19 protein-coding genes and 1 pseudogene are annotated in these 21,839 nt (G+C 69.7%); 11 read left to right on the forward strand and 9 right to left on the reverse strand.

What is annotated here, in order from left to right:
* Positions 1-146 precede the first annotated feature (146 nt).
* The 4 genes from AC1DK4_RS29235 to AC1DK4_RS29250 form a co-directional block, all read right to left on the reverse strand.
* Complete coding sequence (locus AC1DK4_RS29235; RefSeq protein WP_477131936.1) at positions 147-1,319, reverse strand: acyl-CoA dehydrogenase family protein; 1,173 nt, start codon at positions 1,317-1,319, stop codon at positions 147-149.
* 7 nt (positions 1,320-1,326) lie between these two features.
* On the reverse strand, positions 1,327-2,313 hold the full coding sequence (locus AC1DK4_RS29240; protein ID WP_441617017.1) for a tripartite tricarboxylate transporter substrate binding protein: 987 nt from the start codon (positions 2,311-2,313) through the stop codon (positions 1,327-1,329).
* A 106-nt stretch (positions 2,314-2,419) separates the two neighbouring features.
* Positions 2,420-3,397, reverse strand: coding sequence for a tripartite tricarboxylate transporter substrate binding protein (locus tag AC1DK4_RS29245; RefSeq protein ID WP_441617114.1), 978 nt, complete (start codon positions 3,395-3,397; stop codon positions 2,420-2,422).
* Positions 3,398-3,474: 77 nt separating this feature from the next.
* Positions 3,475-3,885, reverse strand: a complete 411-nt coding sequence (locus tag AC1DK4_RS29250) for a cupin domain-containing protein (RefSeq protein ID WP_441617019.1) — start codon at positions 3,883-3,885, stop codon at positions 3,475-3,477.
* A 244-nt stretch (positions 3,886-4,129) separates the two neighbouring features.
* Here AC1DK4_RS29250 and AC1DK4_RS29255 point away from each other — a divergent pair, with 244 nt between their 5' ends.
* A complete protein-coding gene (locus tag AC1DK4_RS29255) occupies positions 4,130-5,059 on the forward strand; it encodes a LysR family transcriptional regulator (protein WP_441617021.1) in 930 nt (309 codons plus the stop codon).
* Positions 5,060-5,090: 31 nt separating this feature from the next.
* Here the strand turns inward: AC1DK4_RS29255 and AC1DK4_RS29260 are convergent, their stop codons facing one another.
* Positions 5,091-6,221, reverse strand: coding sequence for an alkene reductase (locus AC1DK4_RS29260; protein ID WP_441643252.1), 1,131 nt, complete (start codon positions 6,219-6,221; stop codon positions 5,091-5,093).
* A 342-nt stretch (positions 6,222-6,563) separates the two neighbouring features.
* On the opposite strand from AC1DK4_RS29260, the gene AC1DK4_RS29265 reads away from it, so the two are divergent.
* The 3 genes and pseudogenes from AC1DK4_RS29265 (at position 6,564) to AC1DK4_RS29275 (ending at position 9,414) form a co-directional block, all read left to right on the forward strand.
* Positions 6,564-7,301 (forward strand): Gfo/Idh/MocA family protein, encoded by a 738-nt coding sequence (locus AC1DK4_RS29265; RefSeq protein WP_441617025.1) that lies wholly within the window; start codon positions 6,564-6,566, stop codon positions 7,299-7,301.
* 60 nt (positions 7,302-7,361) lie between these two features.
* On the forward strand, positions 7,362-8,603 hold the full coding sequence (locus AC1DK4_RS29270) for an MFS transporter (protein ID WP_441643253.1): 1,242 nt from the start codon (positions 7,362-7,364) through the stop codon (positions 8,601-8,603).
* 113 nt (positions 8,604-8,716) lie between these two features.
* Positions 8,717-9,414: pseudogene (locus tag AC1DK4_RS29275) on the forward strand (oxidoreductase).
* A gap of 81 nt (positions 9,415-9,495) precedes the next feature.
* Here the strand turns inward: AC1DK4_RS29275 and AC1DK4_RS29280 are convergent.
* A complete protein-coding gene (locus AC1DK4_RS29280) occupies positions 9,496-10,581 on the reverse strand; it encodes a ferritin-like domain-containing protein (RefSeq protein WP_441617029.1) in 1,086 nt (361 codons plus the stop codon).
* Positions 10,582-10,995: 414 nt separating this feature from the next.
* On the opposite strand from AC1DK4_RS29280, the gene AC1DK4_RS29285 reads away from it, so the two are divergent.
* The gene (locus AC1DK4_RS29285; protein ID WP_441617031.1) at positions 10,996-11,676 is read left to right on the forward strand and encodes a TetR/AcrR family transcriptional regulator; all 681 of its coding nucleotides are present in this window, start codon (positions 10,996-10,998) and stop codon (positions 11,674-11,676) included.
* Here the strand turns inward: AC1DK4_RS29285 and AC1DK4_RS29290 are convergent, their stop codons facing one another.
* Positions 11,677-12,687 (reverse strand): GlxA family transcriptional regulator, encoded by a 1,011-nt coding sequence (locus tag AC1DK4_RS29290; RefSeq protein WP_441617033.1) that lies wholly within the window; start codon positions 12,685-12,687, stop codon positions 11,677-11,679.
* Between the two features lie 201 nt (positions 12,688-12,888).
* On the opposite strand from AC1DK4_RS29290, the gene AC1DK4_RS29295 reads away from it, so the two are divergent.
* The 6 genes from AC1DK4_RS29295 to AC1DK4_RS29320 all read left to right on the forward strand — a co-directional run bounded on the left by AC1DK4_RS29295 (position 12,889) and on the right by AC1DK4_RS29320 (position 19,561).
* On the forward strand, positions 12,889-13,947 hold the full coding sequence (locus AC1DK4_RS29295; protein ID WP_441617035.1) for an ABC transporter substrate-binding protein: 1,059 nt from the start codon (positions 12,889-12,891) through the stop codon (positions 13,945-13,947).
* A complete protein-coding gene (locus AC1DK4_RS29300; RefSeq protein ID WP_441617037.1) occupies positions 13,928-14,974 on the forward strand; it encodes an ABC transporter permease in 1,047 nt (348 codons plus the stop codon). Before AC1DK4_RS29295 ends, AC1DK4_RS29300 begins: the two co-directional genes overlap by 20 nt.
* Entirely contained in the window at positions 14,968-15,795 is an 828-nt protein-coding gene (locus AC1DK4_RS29305) for an ABC transporter ATP-binding protein (RefSeq protein WP_441617039.1), read from the forward strand. The genes AC1DK4_RS29300 and AC1DK4_RS29305 overlap by 7 nt, the downstream gene beginning before the upstream one ends.
* 42 nt (positions 15,796-15,837) lie before the next feature.
* A complete protein-coding gene (locus AC1DK4_RS29310; RefSeq protein ID WP_441617041.1) occupies positions 15,838-16,767 on the forward strand; it encodes a type 2 periplasmic-binding domain-containing protein in 930 nt (309 codons plus the stop codon).
* 66 nt (positions 16,768-16,833) lie between these two features.
* The gene (locus AC1DK4_RS29315; protein WP_477131937.1) at positions 16,834-18,111 is read left to right on the forward strand and encodes an acyl-CoA dehydrogenase family protein; all 1,278 of its coding nucleotides are present in this window, start codon (positions 16,834-16,836) and stop codon (positions 18,109-18,111) included.
* Positions 18,112-18,118: 7 nt separating this feature from the next.
* Positions 18,119-19,561: an FAD/NAD(P)-binding protein gene (locus AC1DK4_RS29320; RefSeq protein WP_441617045.1), complete on the forward strand. Its 1,443-nt coding sequence runs from the start codon at positions 18,119-18,121 to the stop codon at positions 19,559-19,561.
* An 82-nt stretch (positions 19,562-19,643) separates the two neighbouring features.
* Here AC1DK4_RS29320 and AC1DK4_RS29325 read toward each other — a convergent pair whose 3' ends face one another.
* Positions 19,644-20,486: a substrate-binding domain-containing protein gene (locus AC1DK4_RS29325; protein ID WP_477131938.1), complete on the reverse strand. Its 843-nt coding sequence runs from the start codon at positions 20,484-20,486 to the stop codon at positions 19,644-19,646.
* 144 nt (positions 20,487-20,630) lie between these two features.
* Positions 20,631-21,554: a LysR family transcriptional regulator gene (locus AC1DK4_RS29330; protein WP_441617049.1), complete on the reverse strand. Its 924-nt coding sequence runs from the start codon at positions 21,552-21,554 to the stop codon at positions 20,631-20,633.
* Positions 21,555-21,839: the final 285 nt, after the last annotated feature.

The following is a 21,839-nucleotide window of genomic DNA, read 5'->3' on the forward strand; positions in this document are numbered from 1 at the left end:
GCTGTCGCCAGCGGCGCGTTTTTTATTATTTTCATCGCTGAAAGAATGAGACGCCCAGGAGCGGGATTGCCAGGATAAACGCTAAAGAATCGCGGCCCGCACGTCCCGCCCCGGCACGCGGATGCCTTCGCTCCGTGCCTTCGGTTTCAGTACGACTTCGGCAAACCCAGTACCCGCTCGGCGATATGGCACATGATCAGCTGGGCGCTGACCGGCGCGATGCGGGGGATGTACGACTCCCGCAGGTAGCGCTCCACCTGGTACTCGCGCGCATAGCCCATGCCGCCCAGCGTCAKCACCGCSGTCTGGCAGGCCTGATGCGCGGCCTCGGCGGCGAGGTACTTGGCGGTGTTGGCCTCGGCCCCGCAGGGCTTGCCCTGGTCGTACAGCCACGCGGCCTTCCACACCATCATGTCTGCCGCCTCCAGCGCCATCCAGGCCTGCGCCAGCGGGTGCTGGATGCCCTGGTTCTGGCCGATCGGCCGGCCGAACACGGTGCGCTCGCGGGCGTAGCGGGTGGCCGCCTCCAGCGCCGCGCGGCCCAGGCCCACGGCTTCCGCGGCGATCAGGATGCGCTCCGGGTTGAGCCCGTGCAGGATGTACTCGAAGCCGCGCCCTTCCTCGCCGATGCGGTCCTCCACCGGCACCTGCAACCCGTCGATGAACAGCATGTTCGAGTCCACCGCCGCGCGGCCCATCTTGTGGATCTCGCGCACTTCGATGTGCTTGCGGTCCAGGGACGTGTAGAACAGGCTGAGCCCCTGGGTCGGCTTGGCCACCTTGTCCAGCGGCGTGGTGCGCGCCAGCAGCAGCATGCGGTCGGCCACCTGCGCGGTGGAGATCCAGATCTTGCGCCCGTCCACGCGGTAGCTCTTGCCGTCCGCCGACAGCACGGCCTGGGTCTTGAGATGCGTGGTGTCGAGCCCCGCGTCCGGCTCGGTCACGGCAAAGCACGCCTTCTCGGTGCCGGCGATCAGCGGCGGCAGCGCAGCCTCCTGCTGGCGCGCGCTGCCGAACACCACCACCGGATTGAGCCCGAACACATTCATGTGGATGGCGGACGCACCGGAGAAACCGGCGCCGGAGGCCGACACCGCCTGCATGATCAGCGCCGCCTCGGTGATGCCCAGCCCGGCACCGCCATAGGATTCGGGCATGGCAATGCCGAGCCAGCCGGCCTTGGCCATGGCCTGGTGGAAGGCTTCGGGAAACTTGCCTTGCTCGTCCAGGCCCGACCAGTAATCGGCGCCGAAGTCGCCGCACAATTGCGTCACCGCCTCGACGATGGCGCGTTGCTCGGGGGTTCTTTCAAAGTTCATGCCTGCCTCATTCCGGCTGGATGCCGGCGTCCTTGACCAGCTTGGTCCACTTGACCAGTTCGCCGGCCACGAAACCGGAGAACTGCTTGGGCGATTGCCCGAATGCCTCGAAGCCCAGCGCCTCGAAGCGTGGCGCCACTTCCTTGCTCGAAGCGATGCGCGAAAGCGCCTGGTTGAGCTTGTCGACCACCTCGGCCGGCGCATGCGCGGGCGCGAACACGCCGTTCCACGAGGTGATGTCGAATCCCTTCAGTTCCGGCGCGTCGGCCAGCGGCGGCAGATCCGGCAACAGCCGGCTGCGCTGCGCCGTGGTCACCGCCAGCGCGCGCAGCTTGCCAGCCTTGACGTTGGCAATGCCAGCCGCCACGTCGACGAACATCATCGGCACCTGCCCGGCGATCACGTCGGTCATGGCCGGGGGCGTGCTCTTGTACGGCACGTGCAGCAGGTCCAGCTGCGTCAGGCGCCCGAAGGTCGCACCCGACACGATGCCGGTGCTGTTGCCACTGGCGTAGGACATGCCCGGATGCGTGCGCGCATAGGCGATCAGCTCCGGCACCGTCCTGACCGGCAGCTTGGGGTTGACCACCAGCATGAACGGCAGGTTGCCCATGCGCGCCACCGGCGTGAAATCGCGGATCGGATCGTACGGCAACTTCTTCATCAGGGAAGGATTGGCCGAGTGCGTCGTGTTCGTGGTCATGAACAGCGTGTAGCCGTCCGGCGCCGCCTGCGCGACGATCTCGGCGGCGATGGCGCCATTGGCGCCCGGGCGGTTATCCACCACCACGTTCTGCCTGAGGGCGTCGCCCAGCTCCTTGGCGGTGATGCGCGCCACCGCATCGGTGCCGCTGCCGGCGGCAAACGGCACCACCAGTCGGATCGGCTTGGTGGGATAGGCGTCGGCGGCTGCCGCATGCGGTGCGGCAAACGGCACCGCCGCCAGCGCCAACGATAAGAAAGCCGCGCGCCGCCGCGTGGTGAACATTGCCATGTCTTTGTCTCCTGTTGTTTCCGGCCGTATCCGGGTTGATCCCCACTGCGTCCCGTTGCCGCCGGCTGCAAGGGTCGCGCCGGCCATGCGTGATCGACGGCCACGCTCAAGGCGCGGTCTTGTCCTTGTAGTTGGTGTCCTTGACCAGCCGGGCCCAGCGTGCGGCGTCGTCGGCGATGATGGTGGCGAACTGCTCCGGCGTGCTGCCGACCGCCTCATAGTCGATGGCTGCCAGCCGCGCCTTGATATCGGGCTGCGCGACGATGCGCACGATCTCCTGGTTCAGCCGCGCCACGATCTCCCTGGGCGTGCCGGCGGGCGCCAGCAAGCCTGCCCAGGAATTGAAGTTCAGCCCCTGGATACCCGCTTCCTGCATGGTGGGCACATCGGGCAGCGCCGGCGAACGCCTGGGCGACAGCACCGCCAGCGGCCGCAGCTTGCCGGCGCGGATCATCGCCATCGCGTTGAACGGATCGATGGTCATGTCCACCTCGCCGGCCACCACCGCCTGCATCTGCGGCCCGGTGCCGCGGTAAGACACGCTGACCACGTCCGGCGTGCCGGCGGTCGCCTTGAAGGTCTCGCCGATCAGCTCGATCATGCTGCTGCCCGCCGACAAGCTCAGCGGCCGGCTCTTGGCACGCGCCAGCGCCACGAATTCCTGCACCGTCTTTGCCGGCACCGAGGGATGGACCACCATGACAAAGCCGATGCTGCTGATCAGGCTGATCGGCGCAAAGCTCTTGAGCGGCTCGTAGCCCGCCTTGTAGAGCACCGGGCTGAGGGTCTGCGCGCCGGCCGTATTGAGCAGGATCGTGTAGCCATCGGGCGCGGCGCGCGCCACCGCGTCGGTGCCGATGATGCCGTTGGCGCCCGGGCGGTTTTCCACCACCACCGGCTGCTTCAACGCCTCCGCCAGCTTCTGCGAGACCAGCCGCGCCACGACATCGGTGGCCCCGCCCGGCGCGTACGGCACCACCATGCGGATGGGCCTGCTGGGGTAGCCGTCACTCCAGGCCGCGCCCGGCAGGCAGGTCAATAGCGCCGCGCACAACAGCCACCGGCGTCGGGAAGACAAGGTCATCTGCATCTGTCTGCATCTCCTTCCAGGCTTGAACTACGAACGTCGCAAGCGCACACCCGCGCCGCGGGCGGCAAGGCTCAGGCCGGACGGATCACACGCTGCGGCGATTCCTCGTAAGGCGGGGCGTAGATCACCAGCAACTTGACCGGCTCGTCGCTGATCACGGTAAATACATGCATGGCATCGGCCGGGAAGAAGCAGCAGTCGCCTGGGCCCAGTTCGCGCGAAAGCCCGTTCACCTCGGCGCGTGCCCTGCCCTCCAGCATGTAGCAGACCTGCTCGATGCCGGGATGCGCGTGCGGCAAGGCGCCCTTGCCACGCTCGATGGTGCCGTGGATGACCTCCAGCTGGGTGGCGCCCACGTTCTCCCGGCCGATGATGCGGCGGTTCAGCGTGCCGACGTGATTGGCAGGGTGATAGCCGGCGACATCCTCGGTACGGACGAAGAAGTTTGGCTGCGCGGGCAGCGGGGTTGGCGATGAGGCCATCGATCGTCTCCTTGCCGGCCGCGCTGCACGCTGATGGAGCATGAACGTGTGGGACCGGCTATTTTCATGTTTGTGAACTAGATTTTATACATGTGAAAAACCTAGTCAACTACTTATGGGGAAATAAGGCGGCCCGCAGACACCGCGCCGGACGGCGGGACGCGCCGGGCCCCTCGCCGCGCGCCCGCCCCTGCCGATATAGAATCCAGTGCACGACATAGCACCTGGGCGGACTGGAACGATCATGGACAACTTGGCGGCCCTCAATGTCTTCGTGCGCGCGGCAGAGGCGCGCAGCTTCACCGAGGTGGGGCGGCAGCTCGGGGTCTCGCCATCCGCCGTCGGCAAGACGGTCGCGCGCCTGGAGGAGCGGCTCCATGTGCGGCTGTTCCACCGCAGCACGCGGAGCATCTCGCTGACGCCCGAAGGCGGGATCTTCCTGGAAAGCTGCAAGCGCATCTTCGCGGAGCTGGAAAACGCGCAACTGGAACTGGCGCAGTCGCGCGGCGCGCCGAGTGGACGGCTGCGCGTCAGCATGCCGCTGGTGGGATCGGTGCTGACGCCGGTGGTCGGCCGCTTCATGGCTGCCTATCCCGAGATCGAGATGGACCTCGATTTCAGCGACCGCCTGGTCAACGTCATCGAAGAAGGCTTCGACGTAGTGGTACGCACCGGCGATGTAGGCGACACCCGGCTGTCGGCGCATACGCTGAGCCAGTACCAGTTGAAACTGTTCGGCTCGCCCGCGTACTTCAAGCGTGCGGGCGTCCCCCGCCGGCCGCACGACCTGAAGTCCCACGCCTGCCTGCACCACAAGTTCCCGACCAGCGGCAAGCTCGAGCGCTGGCCGTTCGCGGCGGATGCAACGGACCCCGACTTCGAGCTCCCGGTTTCCGCCACGGCAAGCTCGGTGGAACCGCTGGTGGAACTGGCCGAACAGGGGCTCGGGATCGTCTGCGTGCCGGACTACTCCGTGCGCCGGCAGCGTGCCGAAGGCACCCTGGTCAGCGTACTGGACGATTACCTCGATCACACCGGCTGGCTGCGCGCGGTGTGGCCTTCCAGCCGTTACCTGTCGCCCAAGGTGCGGGTGTTCGTCGACTATCTGGTCGAGCATCTGCTGCCTGAACAGAAGCCAACGCGCCCGCCGGGTGCGCGCGCGCGGCAAGCCTAGGCCCGCCACGCGCTCCCGGCAAGTAGGCGGATCAGGCGGCCTGGCGATTCCCGTCCTGATGCTCCCGGGCCTCCGGATAGGTCGGGAAGTCGTTGTAGCCACGCTGATCGCCGCCCCAGAAAGTATCCCGGTCGTACGGGTTCAGCGGCAGGTCCTGGCGCAGGCGATCCGGCAGGTCCGGGTTCGCGGAAAAATGGCGGCCGAACGCGACCAGGTCCGCGTGGCCGCGCTCCACGATCTCCTGCGCGTCGTGACGCTCGAAGCCACCCGCCGCGATGATCGGGCCCTTGAACAGCGCGCGGATCTGGGCGGCGGCCACCGGCGGCTTGCCCTCTTCCGGCGCCTCGCCGCCGGCGATACGCGGCTCGATCACATGCAGATAGGCCAGCCCGAAGCGATTGAGCTGTTGCGCAACGTAGCCGAAGGTCTGCTGCGGATCGCTGTCGGACATCGAGGCCCACGTCCCGCTCGGCCCGATGCGCACGCCCACGCGGTCGCCGCCCCAAACCGAAGCCACCGCCTCGACCACTTCAAGCAGCAGGCGCGCGCGGTTCTCCACCGGCCCGCCGTAGGCATCGGTACGCTTGTTGGTGCCGTCCTGCAGGAACTGGTCAAGCAGGTAGCCGTTGGCGCCGTGGACTTCCACGCCGTCAAAGCCCGCCCGCATGGCGCGCCGCGCAGCCTGGCGGAACTCTTCGACGATGCTCGGGATTTCTTCCAGCGCCAGCGCGCGGTGCGGCGATACGGGGACCCAGCCGTGCGCAGTGAATACCACCTGTTCGAACGGCACCACCGAAGGCGCTACCGGCGGCACGCCACCGGTCATGTCGACATGGCTCTGGCGCCCGACATGCCAGAGTTGCAGGAAGATGCGGCCGCCCCTGGCATGCACCGCGTCGGTGACCTTGCGCCAGCCTTCGACTTGCGCGTCCGAATAGATGCCGGGTGCGCCGAGATAGCCACGGCCCACCACGGAGACCGTGGTTGCCTCGGCGATCTGCAGGCCGCCTTCGGAGGCACGCTGGCCATAGTGGGTGGCCATCAGCGCACCGGGCACATCGCCGGGCTGCTCTGAACGCAAGCGCGTGAGCGGTGCCTGGACGACACGATGCGTGAGTTCGACGGCACCGATGCGGGTCGGGGTATAGAGCTTGCTGGTCATGATGATGGACTCCTGGCAGTGAATATCAGTGAATATCGTGCAGGGAATGTTGTGCACGGAATGCGATCTCCCGGTGCCGCCGCCCCTTGCTTTGCCTGCAGCAGCGGGCGCCGGCCTCATGACCCGATCTGGCGCCCGGCGGCCGCGGCGGTAGAGGGCCAGCAGGCAAATCACTGCGGACACCAGTGTCCAAAGTCACCCCCGGCCAGGGCAGTGGCGCCTGCCGGGGCCGCCCCCGATTACTTCCATGGCGCTCCAGAGTGTTCGGAGTCCGCGAGCGTTTTTCTTTTGCCTCCCCGCGCCTAGACTGCCTTCCTCGTCAAGCACGGATCCAGAGGCATCATGACTTCACACCCCATCGCCGCACGCGCCACGGGCGGCGCGCCCATCCGCGTCGGCATCATCGGCATCGGCAACTGGGCACGGCACGGCCACCTGCGCGTGCTGAGCCTGCTGCGCGACCGCTATGCCTTGTCGGCCATCTACAGCCAGCGGCGCGAGGCCGCAACGGCAGCTGCCAGGCAATACGGCTTCCTGCACGTCGCCGATTCGCTGGAAGCACTCGTGGCGCATCCCGAGGTCGACCTGGTCATCGTCCTTACCACCGCCCCGCAGCATGAGAGCGCCGTGCGCGCGGCCATCGCCGCCGGCAAGGACGTCTATTGCGAATGGCCGCTCTCGACCAGCACCGCGGCTTCGGAACAACTGCTGCAACTGGCGCAAGACCGGGGCGTACGCCACGTGGCTGGCCTGCAGCGCCGCCATGCGCCACACAACCGCTACCTGCGGGATCTGCTGGCGCAGGGCTACGTGGGCAAGCTGCGCTCCGTGCGCATGCACGTCAGCATGAATTACTTCCAGGCGCTGAGGCCGCTTGCGCTGCGCTGGACGGCGCCGCCGGAGAACTTCTCCAGCGTGATCGCCATCTATGCCGGCCACTTCCTCGACATGTTGCTGCATGCCACGGGGTGGCCCCGCTCGGTCGCGGCGCCGGATTTCGAGGACGCCGTGCGCATGCACAGGCTGCTCGACGCGGCTGCCGAATCGTCCGCAAGCGGCCGGCGTACCGACGTGCCCTGAGCCATCGTCGCCTCGTCCCGAAGCATCCCATCAAGCGCATCCCATCAAGCGCACCCCATCATGAACGCTCCATCAATGCACACTTCCCGACCACAAGCCGCCTTGCCGTGGTCCGTCTACTGGATGGCCTTCGGCGCCTTCGCCATCGGCACCGAAGGCTTCATGCTTGCCGCGCTGCTGCCGGAACTGGCGACGGATCTCAGCGTCAGCGTACAGACCGCGGGCCAGCTCGTCACGGTGTTCGCGCTGGCCTACGGCCTGAGCTCGCCGGTCCTGACGGCCCTGTCCGGCAACCTGGGCCGGCGCACCCTGCTGCTGCTCAGCATGTCGGCCTTCGCCGCGGCCAACCTGCTGGCCTGGGCGGCACCGGGCTACCTGGCGCTGATGGCCGCGCGCATCCTGCTGGCAGGCGCGGCGGGCTTGTTCGTGCCCGGCGCCAATGCATTGGCCAGCGTCATCGCCGGCCCGGAGCGCCGCGGCCGTGCCATCGCGGTCGTCAATGGCGGCATCACCGTCGCCATCGCACTGGGCGTCCCGCTCGGCGCCACCATCGGCCACCGGCTCGGCTGGCGCATGACGTTCYTGGCGATCGCCGCGCTCGCCGTGGTGGCCACGCTCGGCCTGGCGCGCGGCCTGCCGCGCGGCATCGGTGCCGGCGTGGCGACGGCCACGCTGCGCGAACGCCTCGCCGTGGCGAAGCGGCCGGTGATCCTGCTGACGCTGATCAGCACCGCCTTGTGGGCCACGGGTGCCTATGTCGTCTACACCTACCTCGCCTTGTTCCTGGCGCAGGTCGCCGGATTCGGCGGCACGCAGATCAGCGCCGTGCTGTTCCTGTGGGGCGTGGCCGCGGGAATCGGCGTGATGACCGGTGGCAGCCTGGCCGACAAGCTGGGGGCCGCGCGCGTGATCGTGCCGGCCATCGGCCTCTCGGCGCTCGCCTTCCTGACGCTGTCCTTCAGCGCGGACTTCCTGTCGCCGTCGAGCGCCACGCTGCCGGTGCTCGGCGCGGTCGCTGCCTGGGGCCTGGCGCACTGGGCCTTCTATCCCGCGCAGCAGGCCAGGCTGGTGGCGCTCGCCGGCCTGCAGGCGACCCCGATCGTGCTCTCGCTCAATGCCTCGTTCATGTATCTCGGCTTCTCGGCCGGCGCGGCCCTGGGCGGCATCGTCGTCGCCAGGGCTTCGGTGGCGGACCTCGGCTGGGTCGCGGGCCTCTGCGAGATTGCCGCGCTGGGCCTTTCCGTCGCGTTGCTGCGCACGCGCAGCCGCAAGCCAGCCATGCCATGTCCCGCCGCGACCTGACACCCACATGGCATCCGACCGTTGCGATCGCCGGACACGGATTGCCGAACCAGCGCCCGCCTGAACCAGAACCACAACCACAACCAGAACCAGAACCAGAACCAGAACCCACCATGTCGAAGCTCTTTTCCCCCCTCCAGCTTGGCCCCTACAGCCTGAAGCATCGCATCGTCCACGCCCCCATGACCCGCCTGCGTTCCGATCCGGACGACACGCCGAGCGAGATGATGGCGCGGTACTACAGCCAGCGCGCCTCGGAAGGCGGGCTGATCATCACCGAGTCGTCACACACATTGCGCTCGGGCCGCGGCTACCTCGGCGGCCCGGGCATCTATGAAGACAGGCACATCGCCGGCTGGCGCAGGATCGCCGATGCTGCAAATGGGGCGCGATCTCCGACAGCAACCCCGAAGCCACCTTCGCCTATGCCGCCGGGCAGCTGAACCGCTTCGGGCTGGCCTACCTGCACGTGGTCGAGCCGCGCGTGATGGGCGTCGAGACGCTCGATGCAGATCGCCCGCCGGTGGCCGCGGTGTTCCTGCGCAAGATCTTCAAGGGACCGGTGATCGCCGCGGGCGGATTCGACAAGGCTGGCGCAGATGCGATTCTCGCCAGGGGCGATGCCGACCTGTTCGCATTCGGCCGCTTCTACGCTTCCAATCCCGATCTGCCCGAGCGCCTGCGGCGCGACCTGCCACTCGCCCCCTACGACCGCTCGGCGTTCTGGGGCGGCGACGAGCGCGCGTATGTCGACTACCCCGAATACGGCGAGGCCGGCGCACCAGATGCGCTGGCAAGCGAGGCCGGATAAGCCGCTGCGGACAGCGCCGACCGGCATGCGCTGCGGGGAGGCGCCTCCCGCCTCCCCGCACGCGGGCCCGGCGTTGCGGCGTCAGTTCGCCGCAGGCGATTGCGCGCTGTCGATGGAGGCCATCACATGGCGGCGCGCATCGAACTCCTCGGCAATCTTGTGGTCCTGGGCAAATTGCGCCTCGACATCGATATTGGCAAATTCGATGGCCCCCATGTCGGCAAACGCGTTCTGCACGCGCGGGCTCCACAGGCCGATGTCCTTGACCGTCGGGACGATGCGGCTGAACAGGCGCTGGCGGAACTGCCGCATCGTATCCGACTCCCGCACTGCCTTCGCGCACTCGTCTTCCGGCAGGCCGAGGCGGCTCCATACCTCTTTCTGGTCGAAACGGTCACGCATCAGGTAGCAGGCCTCGATCACGAAGTCTTCGCGTTCCTTCTGCTCGGCCTGGGTCAACTGCGGATAGTAGCCGCGCAACGCGGTACGCCCGAAGGCGACATGGCGCGCTTCATCCTGCATGACGTACGCATTGATCGACGCCGCCAGCGGATTCTTCGAATAGTCCCGGATCCGCTGGAACGCCGCCAGCGCCAGCCCCTCGACCAGCACCTGCATGCCGAGGTAGCAGAAGTCCCAGCGCGAGTCCGTCAGGACGCTCTCGAGCAATGACTTGAGCCCCGGCGTGATGGGATAGAGGATGCCGACCTTCTCGTGCAGCAGGCGCGAGTACGCCTCGACGTGGCGCGCTTCGTCCATGGTCTGCGTGGCCGCGTAGAACTTCGCGTCCATGCCGGGCACCATCTGGACGATCCGCGCGGACACCATGAGCGCCCCCTGCTCGCCGTGCAGGAACTGCGACAGCGAATGTGCCTGCTGGTGACGGCGCACTTCGATGCGGTCGTGCTTTCCCATCTTCTCCCACAGCGGCGTGCCGAAGATCGGGATCATGCGGTCGTCGAGTTCCTGCGGGTTCTCGGGATCCAGTTCCTGCGACCAGTCGATCCGGTCCGAAGCGTTCCACTGGTGCTTCTTGCCGGTCTCGTAGAGCTGCAGCAGCTTCGAGCCCTCGTTGTCGTACTCCCAGTTGAACTCGGTGGCCACCTGGCTGCCGATCGACCAGCCCGTCTGAACCACGGGCAGCGTGTAGCGGTGAAGCGATGACATGCAGTCTCCTTTGGCGTTCATGGGGATCGACCAGTCTCCACGCCATTCTTTGCCGGAGGTGGGATCGGTCTTGTACTTGCTCTCGGGTCCGGCTATAAACAGAATCATAATTCTGTTTCTTCTTATATCAAGGACCGCATGGGGCCGCGGGCGCGCGGCGGGCGCTTCATGCAGTTGCACCAATTGGCCGTCGCGCAGATGATTCGGGAAGCCGCAGACATGCTCCCCTGCACGCCCGGGCTTTTGCGTGCGTCGCAGCAATCCCTGGCTTGCGGTGCCGCGCGGCGGGCCGCCTTCCGGGTAAACGTGGACAGGGCGGCGCAGCGGCGCAACTGGCTGCGCTCCAGGCCGCGCTCCTGGCCGCCGGGAGCAGGAAAAACCGCGGGGCGAACCGCTGGCATTCACCTTTGACCCATGACATCCGAAACCACGACCCCGGGCGCATCGGCGGCCCCGCGCGCCGGGATGAAGCAGCCGCAGCAAGAGCGCAGCGAAGCCACCCTGAAGGCGCTGCTGTCGGCGGGCAGGACACTGATCAACGAGGCCGGGAGCCTGACCGGCTTCTCCCTCGCCGATCTCACCCGGGCCGCCTCCACTTCGGTCGGCGCTTTCTATGCGCGCTTCTCCGACAAGGAGACCTTCTGTGCGCTGGTGCTGGAAGACACCCTGGCCGAGCTGCGCGCCGCGCTCGACTTCGCCCTGGCCACCGATGCGGCCTGGACGACAGGGCCGGCCGCCGTCATCTGCGGCCGCGTCGTCGGCTTCTATGCCGGTCAGCTCCGCAGGCACAGAGGCTTGTTCGCGGCCTATATGCGGCACGGGCCGGCGCAGAACCCGCTGTGGCAACCCATTCGCGAGGCCAATCAGCGCATGCTCGACACGATGGTGCCGCGCCTGGCCCGGCATATCCCGCCCGGGCGCTTTGCACGGCAGGAAGCCGAGACCCGGATCGCCATCCAGCTGGTCGTCAGCGCGCTGACCAGCATCGTGCTGCATGCCCCCAGCGGGCTGGACCTGGACGATCCGCTGCTGGAGCACCGGCTCACCGGGATGCTGCACCGCTACCTCGCGCTGCCGGCCGACGAGCCGGCCTAGTCAGGCCCTGCCGAACCGTTCGCGGTAGTCCCTCGGGGTGATGCCCAGTTGCCGCAGGAAGGCGCGGCGCAGGCCCTCGTCGGAGCCAAAGCCGGTCCGTGCGGCAATCGCCTTGAGCGGCAGGTCGCCCTGCTCCAGCAGGCGGCGCGCGCCTTCGATGCGGGCCGACTCGACGAACGCCATCGGGCTGACGCCTGCCTCTTTCGCGAACACGCGCCGGAAATTGCGCTCGCTCATGGCTACGCGCGCCGCCATTTCCGCCAGCGTGAAATCGTGCGCCAGGTCGGACAGGATCCAGTCCTGCAGGCCGCGGATGCCGGCGTGGCTGGTCGCCTGGCTGGCCAGGTGCAGGCTGTATTGCGACTGCCCGCCCGGGCGCTTGAGATAGACCACCAGTTCGCGCGCCAGGTCCAGCGCCAGCTCGCGGCCCAGGTCTTCCTCCACCACCGCCAGCGCGAGGTCGATGCCGGCGGTGACCCCGGCCGAGGTCCACAGGTTGCCCTGGCGGATGAAGATGGCGTCGGCATCGACTTCCACCGCCGGGAAGCGCTGGTGCAGCAACGTCGCCACGCTCCAGTGCGTGGTGGCCCGGCGCCCGTCGAGCACGCCCGCCGCAGCCAGGAAGAAGGTGCCCGAGCACAGCGCGATCAGCCGGCCGATGCGCGGCGCCACTGCGCGCGCCCACGGCACGATGCCCTGCGCCTCGGCCATGGCGCGCTCGATATCGCGCGCGCCCACGATCAACGCGATATCGGGCAGCAACACGGTATCGAGCCGGGCCGTGGCCTCCAGCGTCATCAGCGTGTCGGAGCGCACCGGCCCGGCCTCCAGCGCCACCACGCGCGTGGCATAGGCCGGCGGCTGCCCGCGCTGGGCCAGGCGCACATTGGCGTAGTCGAACACCGTCATCGGGCCGACCGCCTCCATCGCCTTGAAGCCGGGGTACACCACGATATCCACCCGCCGCGGGGCGGTGAGTTCCTGCGCTTGCATTGGCCTGTCCGCAATCAAAACCGGCGATCTTAACCCGGTGCGGCAAGTGCCTCGCCGGACAGGTACAAGGATATGCACCCACCGCCTAAAGCGCTGCCCGTGCAAGCTTGTGCCAACAAATTCGTTCTGTTGCCGGGAACCGCTACTTAGCATGATGCATATCTTCCACATCCTGCAGCCCCTGCCACGACATGGCGGGCAGCACAACCGAGGAGTGCCATGCATCGAGAGCCAGGGCAGCCGTCTGCCGTCAACCGTCCCGCCGACGCCCCGCGCGCCACCGGCACCCTGAGCCGCCGCGGCTGGCTGAAGGCCGCCGGCACGCTGGCGGTGACAGGCGGCGCCGCGCCGTTCGTGTGGGCGCCGCGCGCCCGCGCCGCCGGGCAGCTCAAGCCGGTCAGGCTGGCCTGGAACGCCAGCTCGGTGTGCCTGGCGCCGGTGGCCGCGGCGCTCAAGGAGAACATCTTCCGCAACCACGGGCTGGATGTGGAACTGGTCAACTTCGGCGGCTCCACCGACCAGTTGCTCGAAGCCATCGCCACCAGGAAGGCCGATGCCGGCGTGGGCATGGCGCTGCGCTGGCTCAAGCCGCTCGAGCAGGGCTTCGACGTCAAGCTCACCGCCGCCACGCACGGCGGCTGCATGCGCCTGCTGACCACGCGCAACTCCGGCGTGACCGACCTCAAGAGCCTCAAGGGCAAGACCGTGGCGGTGAGCGACATGGCCAGCCCGGCCAAGAATTTCTTCTCCATCCTGCTGGCCAAACGCGGCATCGATCCGGTGCGCGACGTGCAATGGCGCCAGTACCCGGCCGACCTGCTCGGCATCGCCCTGGAAAAAGGCGAAGCCCAGGCCGCCGCCGACGGCGACCCGCGCACCTACCTGCTGCGCAAGGAACGCAGCCTGGTCGAGGTGGCCACCAATCTCTCCGACGAATACGCCAGCCGCGCCTGCTGCGTGCTGGGTATCCGCGGCAGCCTGATCCGCGAGGACAAGGCCACCGCCGCCGCGCTGACCCACGCCGTGCTGCAGGCGCAGGACTGGACCGTGGCCCACCCGGAGGAAACGGCCCGCCACTTCGCGGAGTTCGCCAAGGTGCCGCAGGGCGATGTGGTGGCCATGCTCCGCAGCCACACCCACGGCCATCATCCCACCGGCGCTGACCTGAAGAAGGAACTGGCGCAGTACACGGACGAACTCAAGCTGGTGTCGGTGATCCGCCCCGGCACCGATTCCACCAAATTCGCGGAGCGCATCTATGCCAACGTACTCAGCTGACGGGCAGCGCGGCGCGCACGATACCTTCGATCGCGCTTTCGATGGCAACGACGATTTCCTCGCCCTGCCCGCGCCGGCCGTCCGGCGCGTCTGGCTCGGCGGCGCGCTGGCCGCGGCGGGCTGGCTGGCGGTGGCCGCCACGGTGAAGTTCTGGCCCGAAGCGGAAGACTGGCCGCTGACGCACGAGACCGCGCAGCTGTTCGCCGGCCTGGCCGCCGTGCTGCTGGTGCTGGCCTTCGTGCAGCACCGGCTGGGCGGCGTCGGCGCCGCCTTGCGCCGTGCCGGACCATGGCTGCTGGTGCTGGCGGTGCTCACCTTTGTCTGGGAAGTGGTCACCGCCAAGCTGGGTCTGCTGCCGCGGCCCTTCTTCGCACCGCCACAGGCGCTGCTCGAAGTCTTCCTGGACGACTACGCCAAGCTGGCCGACGCCGTGGCGCACTCGCTGCGCCTGCTGGCCACCGGCTACCTGCTCGGCGCGCTGGCGGGCTTCCTCACCGGGGTGGCGATCGGCTGGTCCAGCCGCGCCGGCTACTGGGTCCACCCGGTGCTGCGCCTGCTCGGGCCGCTGCCGGCCACGGCCTGGCTGCCGATCGTGTTCTTCGCCTTTCCCAGCAGCGCCAGCGCGGCGACCTTCCTGGTGGCCCTGGCCACCTGGTTCCCGGTCACGGTGCTGACATGGTCCGGCGTGGCCGCGGTGGACCCGGCCTACTACGACGTAGCCCGCACGCTGGGCGCGAAGGAGCGCTTCCTGGTGCTCAAGGTGGCGGTTCCCGCCGCGCTGCCGAGCGTGTTCGTGGGCCTGTTCATGGGGCTCGGCGCCTCGTTCTCGGTGCTGGTGGTGGCCGAGATGCTGGGCGTCAAGTCCGGCCTTGGCTGGTATCTGCAATGGGCGCAGGGCTGGGCCGCCTACGCCAGCATGTACGGCGCGCTGCTGGTCATGGCAATCCTGTTCTCGGGCCTTATCACCCTGCTGTTCCGCTCACGCGATCGCCTGCTGGCATGGCAGAAAGGAGTCGTCAAATGGTAAGCGCTGCCGCAGCCGTGCAAGCCCCGGCAGCCGCTTCGCCGGACACATCGCTGGCCGCGGCCAGCAACGGCGTGCGCCTGACCATCGACCAGGTCAGCCACCATTTCAGCCTGCGCGACCAGGTACTGCCGGTGCTCAACCGCGTCAGCCTCACCGCCGAGCCCGGCGAGTTCGTGGCCCTGCTCGGCCCCAGTGGCTGCGGCAAGTCCACGCTGCTGCGCCTGGTGGCCGGGCTGGAAGCGCCTCGGCGCGGCACGCTGGCCGTGGATGGCGTGCCCATCAGCGGGCCGGATCCGAGCCGCGTGGTGGTGTTCCAGGATCCCACGCTCTACCCCTGGCGCACCGTGTGGGACAACGCCGCGCTCGGGCTCGAGGCGCGCGGCCTGCTGGGCAGCCAGCGCGGGCGCGTGGACGACGCACTGGCGCGCGTGGGCCTGAGCGATTTCGCCCGGGCCTATCCGCGCCAGCTCTCCGGCGGCATGGCGCAGCGCGCGGCGCTGGCGCGCGCGCTGGTCAACGAGCCGCGCCTGCTGATCCTGGACGAGCCGCTGGGCAAGCTCGATTCGCTCACGCGCCTGAGCATGCAGGGCGAACTGGTCTCGCTGTGGCAGCGCGCCGGCTTCACCGCACTGCTGGTCACGCACGACGTGGAAGAAGCGCTGCTGCTGGCCACGCGCGTGATCGTGTTCAGCGAGCGTCCCGCGCGCATCACGGCGGAACTGAAGATCGACCGTGCCTACCCACGTCACCGCGACGACCCCGAACTGATCCGGCTGCGCCGCGAGATCCTCGGCCTGCTGGGACTAGGCCAGGGATGGTAGGCCGGCGCATGCAGGGCCCACGCCCCGCACCGCGGGATCGCCATGCCGGATGAACTCTGGCACCTGCACGGCGCCTGGTGGCTTGGCGCCGACGTGCTGCCCGGACGTGCCGCAACGCCGCCGCGCCTGGCACGCGCGGCGCGGCGGATCGCCGGCATCACCCTGCGTGCCCTGGCCGGCGCCGCCTTGCTGGGCTGGCTCCTGCCAGGCTTGCCGTGGCAGCAACAGCCTGTTCCCGGCCCGCTGCTGCAACAAGCGCAGGCCCGCGGCGAGCTGGTGGTCGGCGTGCACGCCTATGCGCGCGCCACGCCGCCCGGGCGGCCGCTGGTGCCGGTGCCCGATCCCGCCGAGGCTGCGCTGGCGGCTGAGCTCGGCCGTGCGCTGGGCGTGCCGGTCAGGCTGCGCCACCTCCCCGCCCCGGCGCCCGGCGGCGATGCCGGGCCACCCGGCGCCGGCACCGACCTCGTCTTCGGCAACGCCGGTGCCGCGCGGCCGCGCGCGGCCACCGTGCATGCGCCCGCCATTCCCCCAGGCACCCTGCTGACGCTGCGCTTCACACCGGTGGACCGGCTCGGCCTGCTGGCCGGCAAGACCGCATGCGCGAGCCAGGACAGCCCTTATGCGCCCGCGCTGGCCCGCGCCGGTGCCGAATTGCGCCGCTATCCGTCCGCGCTGCAGGCGCTGCTGGCTTTCCGCCGCGGCGAGTGCGCGGCGGTGGCGGCCGACGCCGCGCTGGCCGCGCGCGTCATGCGCCTGCCCGAATGGCGTTTCTTCGCGGCAGCGCCGCTGCTGCTGCACGGCGAAGGCCCGCTGCTGACCCTGCCCCGCGCCGATTCGCAATCCGTGCGCTACCTCGAGCAGTGGCTGGCGAGCCGGCAGCGTGACGGCCAGCTCGCCCGGTGGCGCGACGCCGCCGCCGGCGAGGCGGCTTTCAACACCATGCTGGTGGAGAGCGGCCTGATCTGCCACTGAGGGCGCACCGGTGCGCCGCACACTTCGAACACACAAGCAGCAGAACATCGCGACACAGGAGCAAGAATGAGTTTGTCACCGGGCGGCACGAGCAACCGCCAGCGCATAGCGGACTGGCATCGCCAGAGCGGCTTCGCCCCCGCCTCCCTCGAACCCGATGCGGCACCCGGCCCGGCACCACGCGCCCTGCCCCCTGACGACATCCTGCGCGCGCTGTCCGAGCGCTTCGCCGCGCGCGCCGCCACCCATGACCGCGACGCCAGCTTCGCCCACGAGAACATCGCCGAACTGCATCGGCTCGGCCTGCTCTCGCTCACCGTGCCGCGCGCGCTCGGCGGCGCCGGCGCGGGGCTGGCGGAGGCACGCCGCGTGATCCACCACGTTGCCGCGGGCGACCCGTCGACGGCACTGGTGCTGGTCATGCAGACGCTGGGCCACCGCAACCTCGCCAACGACACGCAGTGGCCGCAGGCGGTGCGCGAGGCCGTGCAGCGCAGCGCGGTGGCGCATGGCGCGCTGATCAATTCGCTGCGCGTGGAGCCGGAGCTTGGCTCGCCCGCGCGCGGCGGCCTGCCCGGCACGGTGGCGCGCCGCCATGGCGACGGCTGGATCCTGTCCGGCCACAAGATCTACGCCACCGGCATCCCCGCGCTGGACTGGCTGGCCGTGTGGGGCCGCACCGACGAGGCCAGTCCGCGCACCGGGGTGTTCCTGGTGCCGCGCGACGCGCCGGGCATTACCGTGGTGCCGACCTGGGACCACCTCGGCATGCGCGCCACCGGCAGCCACGACGTGATCTTCGACAACGCCCCGCTGCCGGCCGAATACGCCGTGGACCTGCGCCAGCCGGCCGCCTGGGCCGAGCGCGTCGACCCGGCCTGGGCCACGTGGACCGCCACCCTGCTCGGCACCTTGTACGATGCCGTGGCGCGTTCGGCGCGCGACTGGTTTGCCGGCTGGCTCAACCTGCGCGCGCCCGGCAGCCTGGGCGCGCCGCTCGCCACGCTGCCGCGCTTCCAGGAAGCGGTGGGCCGCATCGACGCCTGGCTGCTGGCCAACCRCGTGCTGCTGGACCGCTTCAGCGCCGACGCGGATGCGGGCGCGCCGGCCAGCGTCACCGACAGCAACCTGCTCAAGCTCAACGTCACCGACAACGCCATCGCCGCCGTGGAGCTGGCGCTCAGGCTGGCCGGCAACCCGGCCTTGTCGCGCGGCAACCCGCTCGAGCGCCATTACCGCAACGTGCTGTGCAGCCGCATCCATACCCCGCAGAACGACGCCATCCTGGCGGGCGCGGGCGCGCAGGCCCTGCGCGCGGCCACCGGCGCCCCCGCCGCAACCTGAGACTGCCATGACCCGACCCCGCTACAGCCCGCGCCGCATCGCCATCGTCGGCGGCGGCATGGCCGGCACCCTGACCGCCATCCGCCTGCTGCGCGACAGCAGCGTGCCACTGGCCATCCACCTGTTCGAGCCGCGCGCCGAGGTAGGCCGCGGGCTGGCCTACAGCACACCGGACCCGGCGCACTACCTGAACGGGCCCGCGCTGAACTTCAGCCTGTTCCCGGAAACGCTGGAGGATTTCTCGCACTGGCTGGTCGGGCACGGCCACGCCCATGCCGCCACGGCCGACGACACCTTCGCCCCGCGCAGCGTCTATGGCGACTACCTGCGCGACACGCTGGCGCGCGCGCTGTCCGCCGCCGCCGGGCGTGCCACGCTGGAGCATGTGCGCACGGAGATCACCGACCTGACCATCGGCGTGCCGCACCGTGTGCGCGGCGCCGACGGCCGCGGCTGGGACGCCGACCATATCGTGCTGGCCACCGGCGTGCAGCCGGCACGGCCCGCGCTGGCGCAGGACCCGGCGCTCGAAGCCGACGGCCGCTATGTGCCCGATCCCTGGCAGCCGGATGCGCTGGCCGCGCTGGCCGGCGCGCGCGACATTGCGCTGGCCGGCACCAGCCTGACCATGCTCGACGTGGTGGCGACACTGGAGCGGCTCGGCTTCAGCGGCACCTACCATGCCTTCTCGCGGCGCGCGCTGTTGCCCTGGCTGCGCCACGGGGCGGGACCGTGCGACGACTTCCTTGCCGCCGCCGGGCCGGCGGCGCTGGCCGCCCCCACCGCGCGCGACGTGGTCCGCCGGGTGCGCGCCCAGTGCCGTGCGCTGACCGCGCAGGGGCTGGACTGGCAGAGCGTGCCGCCCGCGCTGCGCGCCCATATCGGCCCGCTGTGGGCAGCCGCCAGCGTGCCGGAGCGCCAGCGCTTCCTGCGTCATGCCCGGCCGTTCTGGGACAACCTGCTGCACCGGGCGGCGCCGCCCACGCATGCGGTGCTAGCGGCAGTCCGCGCGCAAGGCCGGCTGCGCGTCCATGCCGCGCGGGTCACGCGCCTGGATCGCTCGGGCGATGGCCGGCTGGCGCTGCGCCTGTCGCGCGAGCTGCCCGCGGTGCCCACGGTGGACGGGCTCGTCAACTGCACCGGCGCGGAATATGGCTGGCATGCCGGCAACGAGCGGCCGCTGGTGCGCAGCCTGCTGGCGCGCGGCCTGGTGCGCCCGGCCGCGGCGGGATCCGGCGTGGACGGCGACGCGCGCGGCATCGTGTTCGACCGCGGCGGCCGCGCGGTGCCGGGCCTCAGCGCCCTGGGCGCGCCCTTGCGCGGCGCGCTCTGGGAGTCCGGCACCATCATCGACGTGCGCAACCAGGCCGCGGCGCTGGCCGCGAGGCTGGTCGGGGAACTGGAGCTGTCTGCCTGGCCCGAGGCGGTGATCCAGGCCGAGGCAGCCTAGGCGGGCAGAAGGGCAAAAGGGCAGAAGGCCGCCGGCCGCCGCCTGAACAAGCTGCCTGACCGCGCTGTCTAATCGCGCTGTCTTAGCGCACCGCCTTCGGGCTGACGATCGGGTCAAGGCCGCTGCGCTCCACTTCCGCGCGCGCGGCCGGGGAGGCCAGGTAGCGGATCAGGGCCCGGCCCGCATCCGGATGCTCGGCGCCGACGGGCACGCCGGCGGCAAWGGTGGTGATCTTCTGCATCGACTCCGGAATCTTGCCAACGAAGGTGATGCCCTGCACCGGCAGCAGTTCGCTCACCTGCTGCAGGCCGACCTGGTAGTCGCCGCTGGCGACCACGCTGCCCACGGGGATCTTCTCGATCATATGGGCGCGGCCCTTGACCTGCTCCTCGATGCCGAGCTTCCTGAACATCTCTTTCTCGACGTACACCCCGCTCGCGCTGTCCGAATAGGCAATCGAGCCGRCCTTGAGCAAGGTGTCGCGGAAGGCGTCCACGGTGCCGATATCCGGCCTGGCCGCCCCGGCCCGCACCGCCAGCCCGATGCGCGAATCAGCCAGGTCGGTGCGGCTGTCCGGTATCACCTTGCCCTGCTTGACGAGGTCATCTAGGGCATAGCCCACCATGATCACCACGTCGGCATGCTCGCCGCGCGCCAGGCGGTTGGGAATCGCCTCGGGCGACTTGCCCATCGAGGGGCCCCAGGCCGTGCTCAGCGTGTGGCCGGTGGCCTTCTCGAAGCTCGGGCCGAGCGCCTTGTAGGCGGCGGTGAAGCCGCCCGAATTCATGACCTTGACCTCGTCGGCCAGCGCATTGCCGGCAGCCAGGACCAGGCTGGCGGCCACGGCCAGCGCCAGCGCAGGCCACGGCTGGCGGGATTGGGGAAAGGAGTGACGGACGGGCCGGCTGGCCGATGAGATAGACATATGCGCTCTCGGTGGGCATTGAAGGGAAAGACCCGCCGCCGCGGAGGTCTCGCATCGGTGTTTCGGCGGGTGGGCCGCTCATTCTATGCAAGGCCGCCGGGCCGCGATAATGCAATCTTTCTTGGCATTGATCGCTTCCTTGCATCAATGCGCGCCCCGCTTTCTGCCCCGCCCGGGCACGGCTTCCAGCACCATCTCGTACAGCGCCTGCGCATGCGGCGACAGCATCTGCCCGCGGCGGCGCAGGATGCCGAGCGTGCGGGTCACGGCAGGCTCGCGCAGCGGGACCGCGGCCAGCGCGGCGCGCTCGCCGCCCGGCAGCGCCAGGCGCGGCACCGCGGCGATGCCCAGCCCGGCCTCCACCAGCGCCAGCACGCTGCTGACGTGGCGCACCTCGTAGAACGCCGCCGGCCGCCCCGGGACGTCGGCCAGCGCCAGATCCAGCATGAGCCGGTTGCCGCTCGAGCGGGATAGCGCCACCAGCGTGTACTTGCCCAGCTCGGCCCATTTCACCGAGCGGCGGCGCGCCAGCGGATGCGCCGGGTGGCAGGCCAGCACGAAGGGATCGCGCAGCAGCGGCTCGAACAGCAGGTCGGCCTCCTGGGTGCCGATGAAGTTCAGGCCGAAGTCCGCCTCGCCGCTGGCCACGCTGTGCAGGACCACATTGGCGCCTTCGTCCACCATCTTGACGCGCACATTGGCGAACTGCGCATGAAAACGCGCGATCACCGCCGGCAGGAAGTAATGCGCGGCCGAGGGCACGCAGGCAATGGTCACCTCGCCGCTGCGCGCGGCCGCCGGATCGCCGATGCCGAGCAGTTGCGCTTCCACCTCCGCCAGCACCGCGCGCGCCTTGCCGACGAACTCGCGTCCCACCAGCGTCAGCGTGACCCGGCGCGTGGTGCGCTCGAACAGCTTCACGTTGAGCGCCTCTTCGAGCTTCTCGATGCGGCGCGAAAGGGCTGGCTGCGACAGGCTGAGCGCCTCCGCCGCGGCGCGGAAGCCGCCCTGCTCCACCACCGCCACCATGGCCTGCAGGTCGCCGAGGTCGAATCTGATCTGTTGCATCGTGTCTTGGTGGTTTCGGGGTGGTATCAGGGTGGTACGGGGTGTATCCCGGTGGATCGGGGTGGCATCGAGCGGCGCGCAGGCCAGCCGCAAGCGGCGCATGCCAGGCGGCATTGATGCGCGCCGCCGATCAAAGGCCCGGGCCTGCCATTCTAGCGCCGCCCGGCGCCCGCGCGTGCCCGACACCCCACCTGCGTAGGTGAATGGGCGGCGCCGGCCTGCGGTATTCTCCGGGGCTTCGCCTGCCCGCCCCGGGCCGGCCCCCCACCCGGAGGAAACCGGCCG

The organism is Cupriavidus sp. 05N38, assembly GCF_056397345.1.

Bases quoted from the DNA above. Each gene is read 5' to 3' on its own strand.
- AC1DK4_RS29240 (WP_441617017.1), bottom strand. From the start codon at position 2,313: ATGGCAATGTTCACCACGCGGCGGCGCGCGGCTTTCTTATCGTTGGCG.
- AC1DK4_RS29245 (WP_441617114.1), bottom strand. From the start codon at position 3,397: ATGACCTTGTCTTCCCGACGCCGGTGGCTGTTGTGCGCGGCGCTATTG.
- AC1DK4_RS29250 (WP_441617019.1), bottom strand. From the start codon at position 3,885: ATGGCCTCATCGCCAACCCCGCTGCCCGCGCAGCCAAACTTCTTCGTC.
- AC1DK4_RS29255 (WP_441617021.1), top strand. From the start codon at position 4,130: ATGGACAACTTGGCGGCCCTCAATGTCTTCGTGCGCGCGGCAGAGGCG.
- AC1DK4_RS29260 (WP_441643252.1), bottom strand. From the start codon at position 6,221: ATGACCAGCAAGCTCTATACCCCGACCCGCATCGGTGCCGTCGAACTC.
- AC1DK4_RS29265 (WP_441617025.1), top strand. From the start codon at position 6,564: ATGACTTCACACCCCATCGCCGCACGCGCCACGGGCGGCGCGCCCATC.
- AC1DK4_RS29280 (WP_441617029.1), bottom strand. From the start codon at position 10,581: ATGTCATCGCTTCACCGCTACACGCTGCCCGTGGTTCAGACGGGCTGG.
- AC1DK4_RS29285 (WP_441617031.1), top strand. From the start codon at position 10,996: ATGACATCCGAAACCACGACCCCGGGCGCATCGGCGGCCCCGCGCGCC.
- AC1DK4_RS29295 (WP_441617035.1), top strand. From the start codon at position 12,889: ATGCATCGAGAGCCAGGGCAGCCGTCTGCCGTCAACCGTCCCGCCGAC.
- AC1DK4_RS29300 (WP_441617037.1), top strand. From the start codon at position 13,928: ATGCCAACGTACTCAGCTGACGGGCAGCGCGGCGCGCACGATACCTTC.
- AC1DK4_RS29305 (WP_441617039.1), top strand. From the start codon at position 14,968: ATGGTAAGCGCTGCCGCAGCCGTGCAAGCCCCGGCAGCCGCTTCGCCG.
- AC1DK4_RS29310 (WP_441617041.1), top strand. From the start codon at position 15,838: ATGCCGGATGAACTCTGGCACCTGCACGGCGCCTGGTGGCTTGGCGCC.
- AC1DK4_RS29320 (WP_441617045.1), top strand. From the start codon at position 18,119: ATGACCCGACCCCGCTACAGCCCGCGCCGCATCGCCATCGTCGGCGGC.
- AC1DK4_RS29330 (WP_441617049.1), bottom strand. From the start codon at position 21,554: ATGCAACAGATCAGATTCGACCTCGGCGACCTGCAGGCCATGGTGGCG.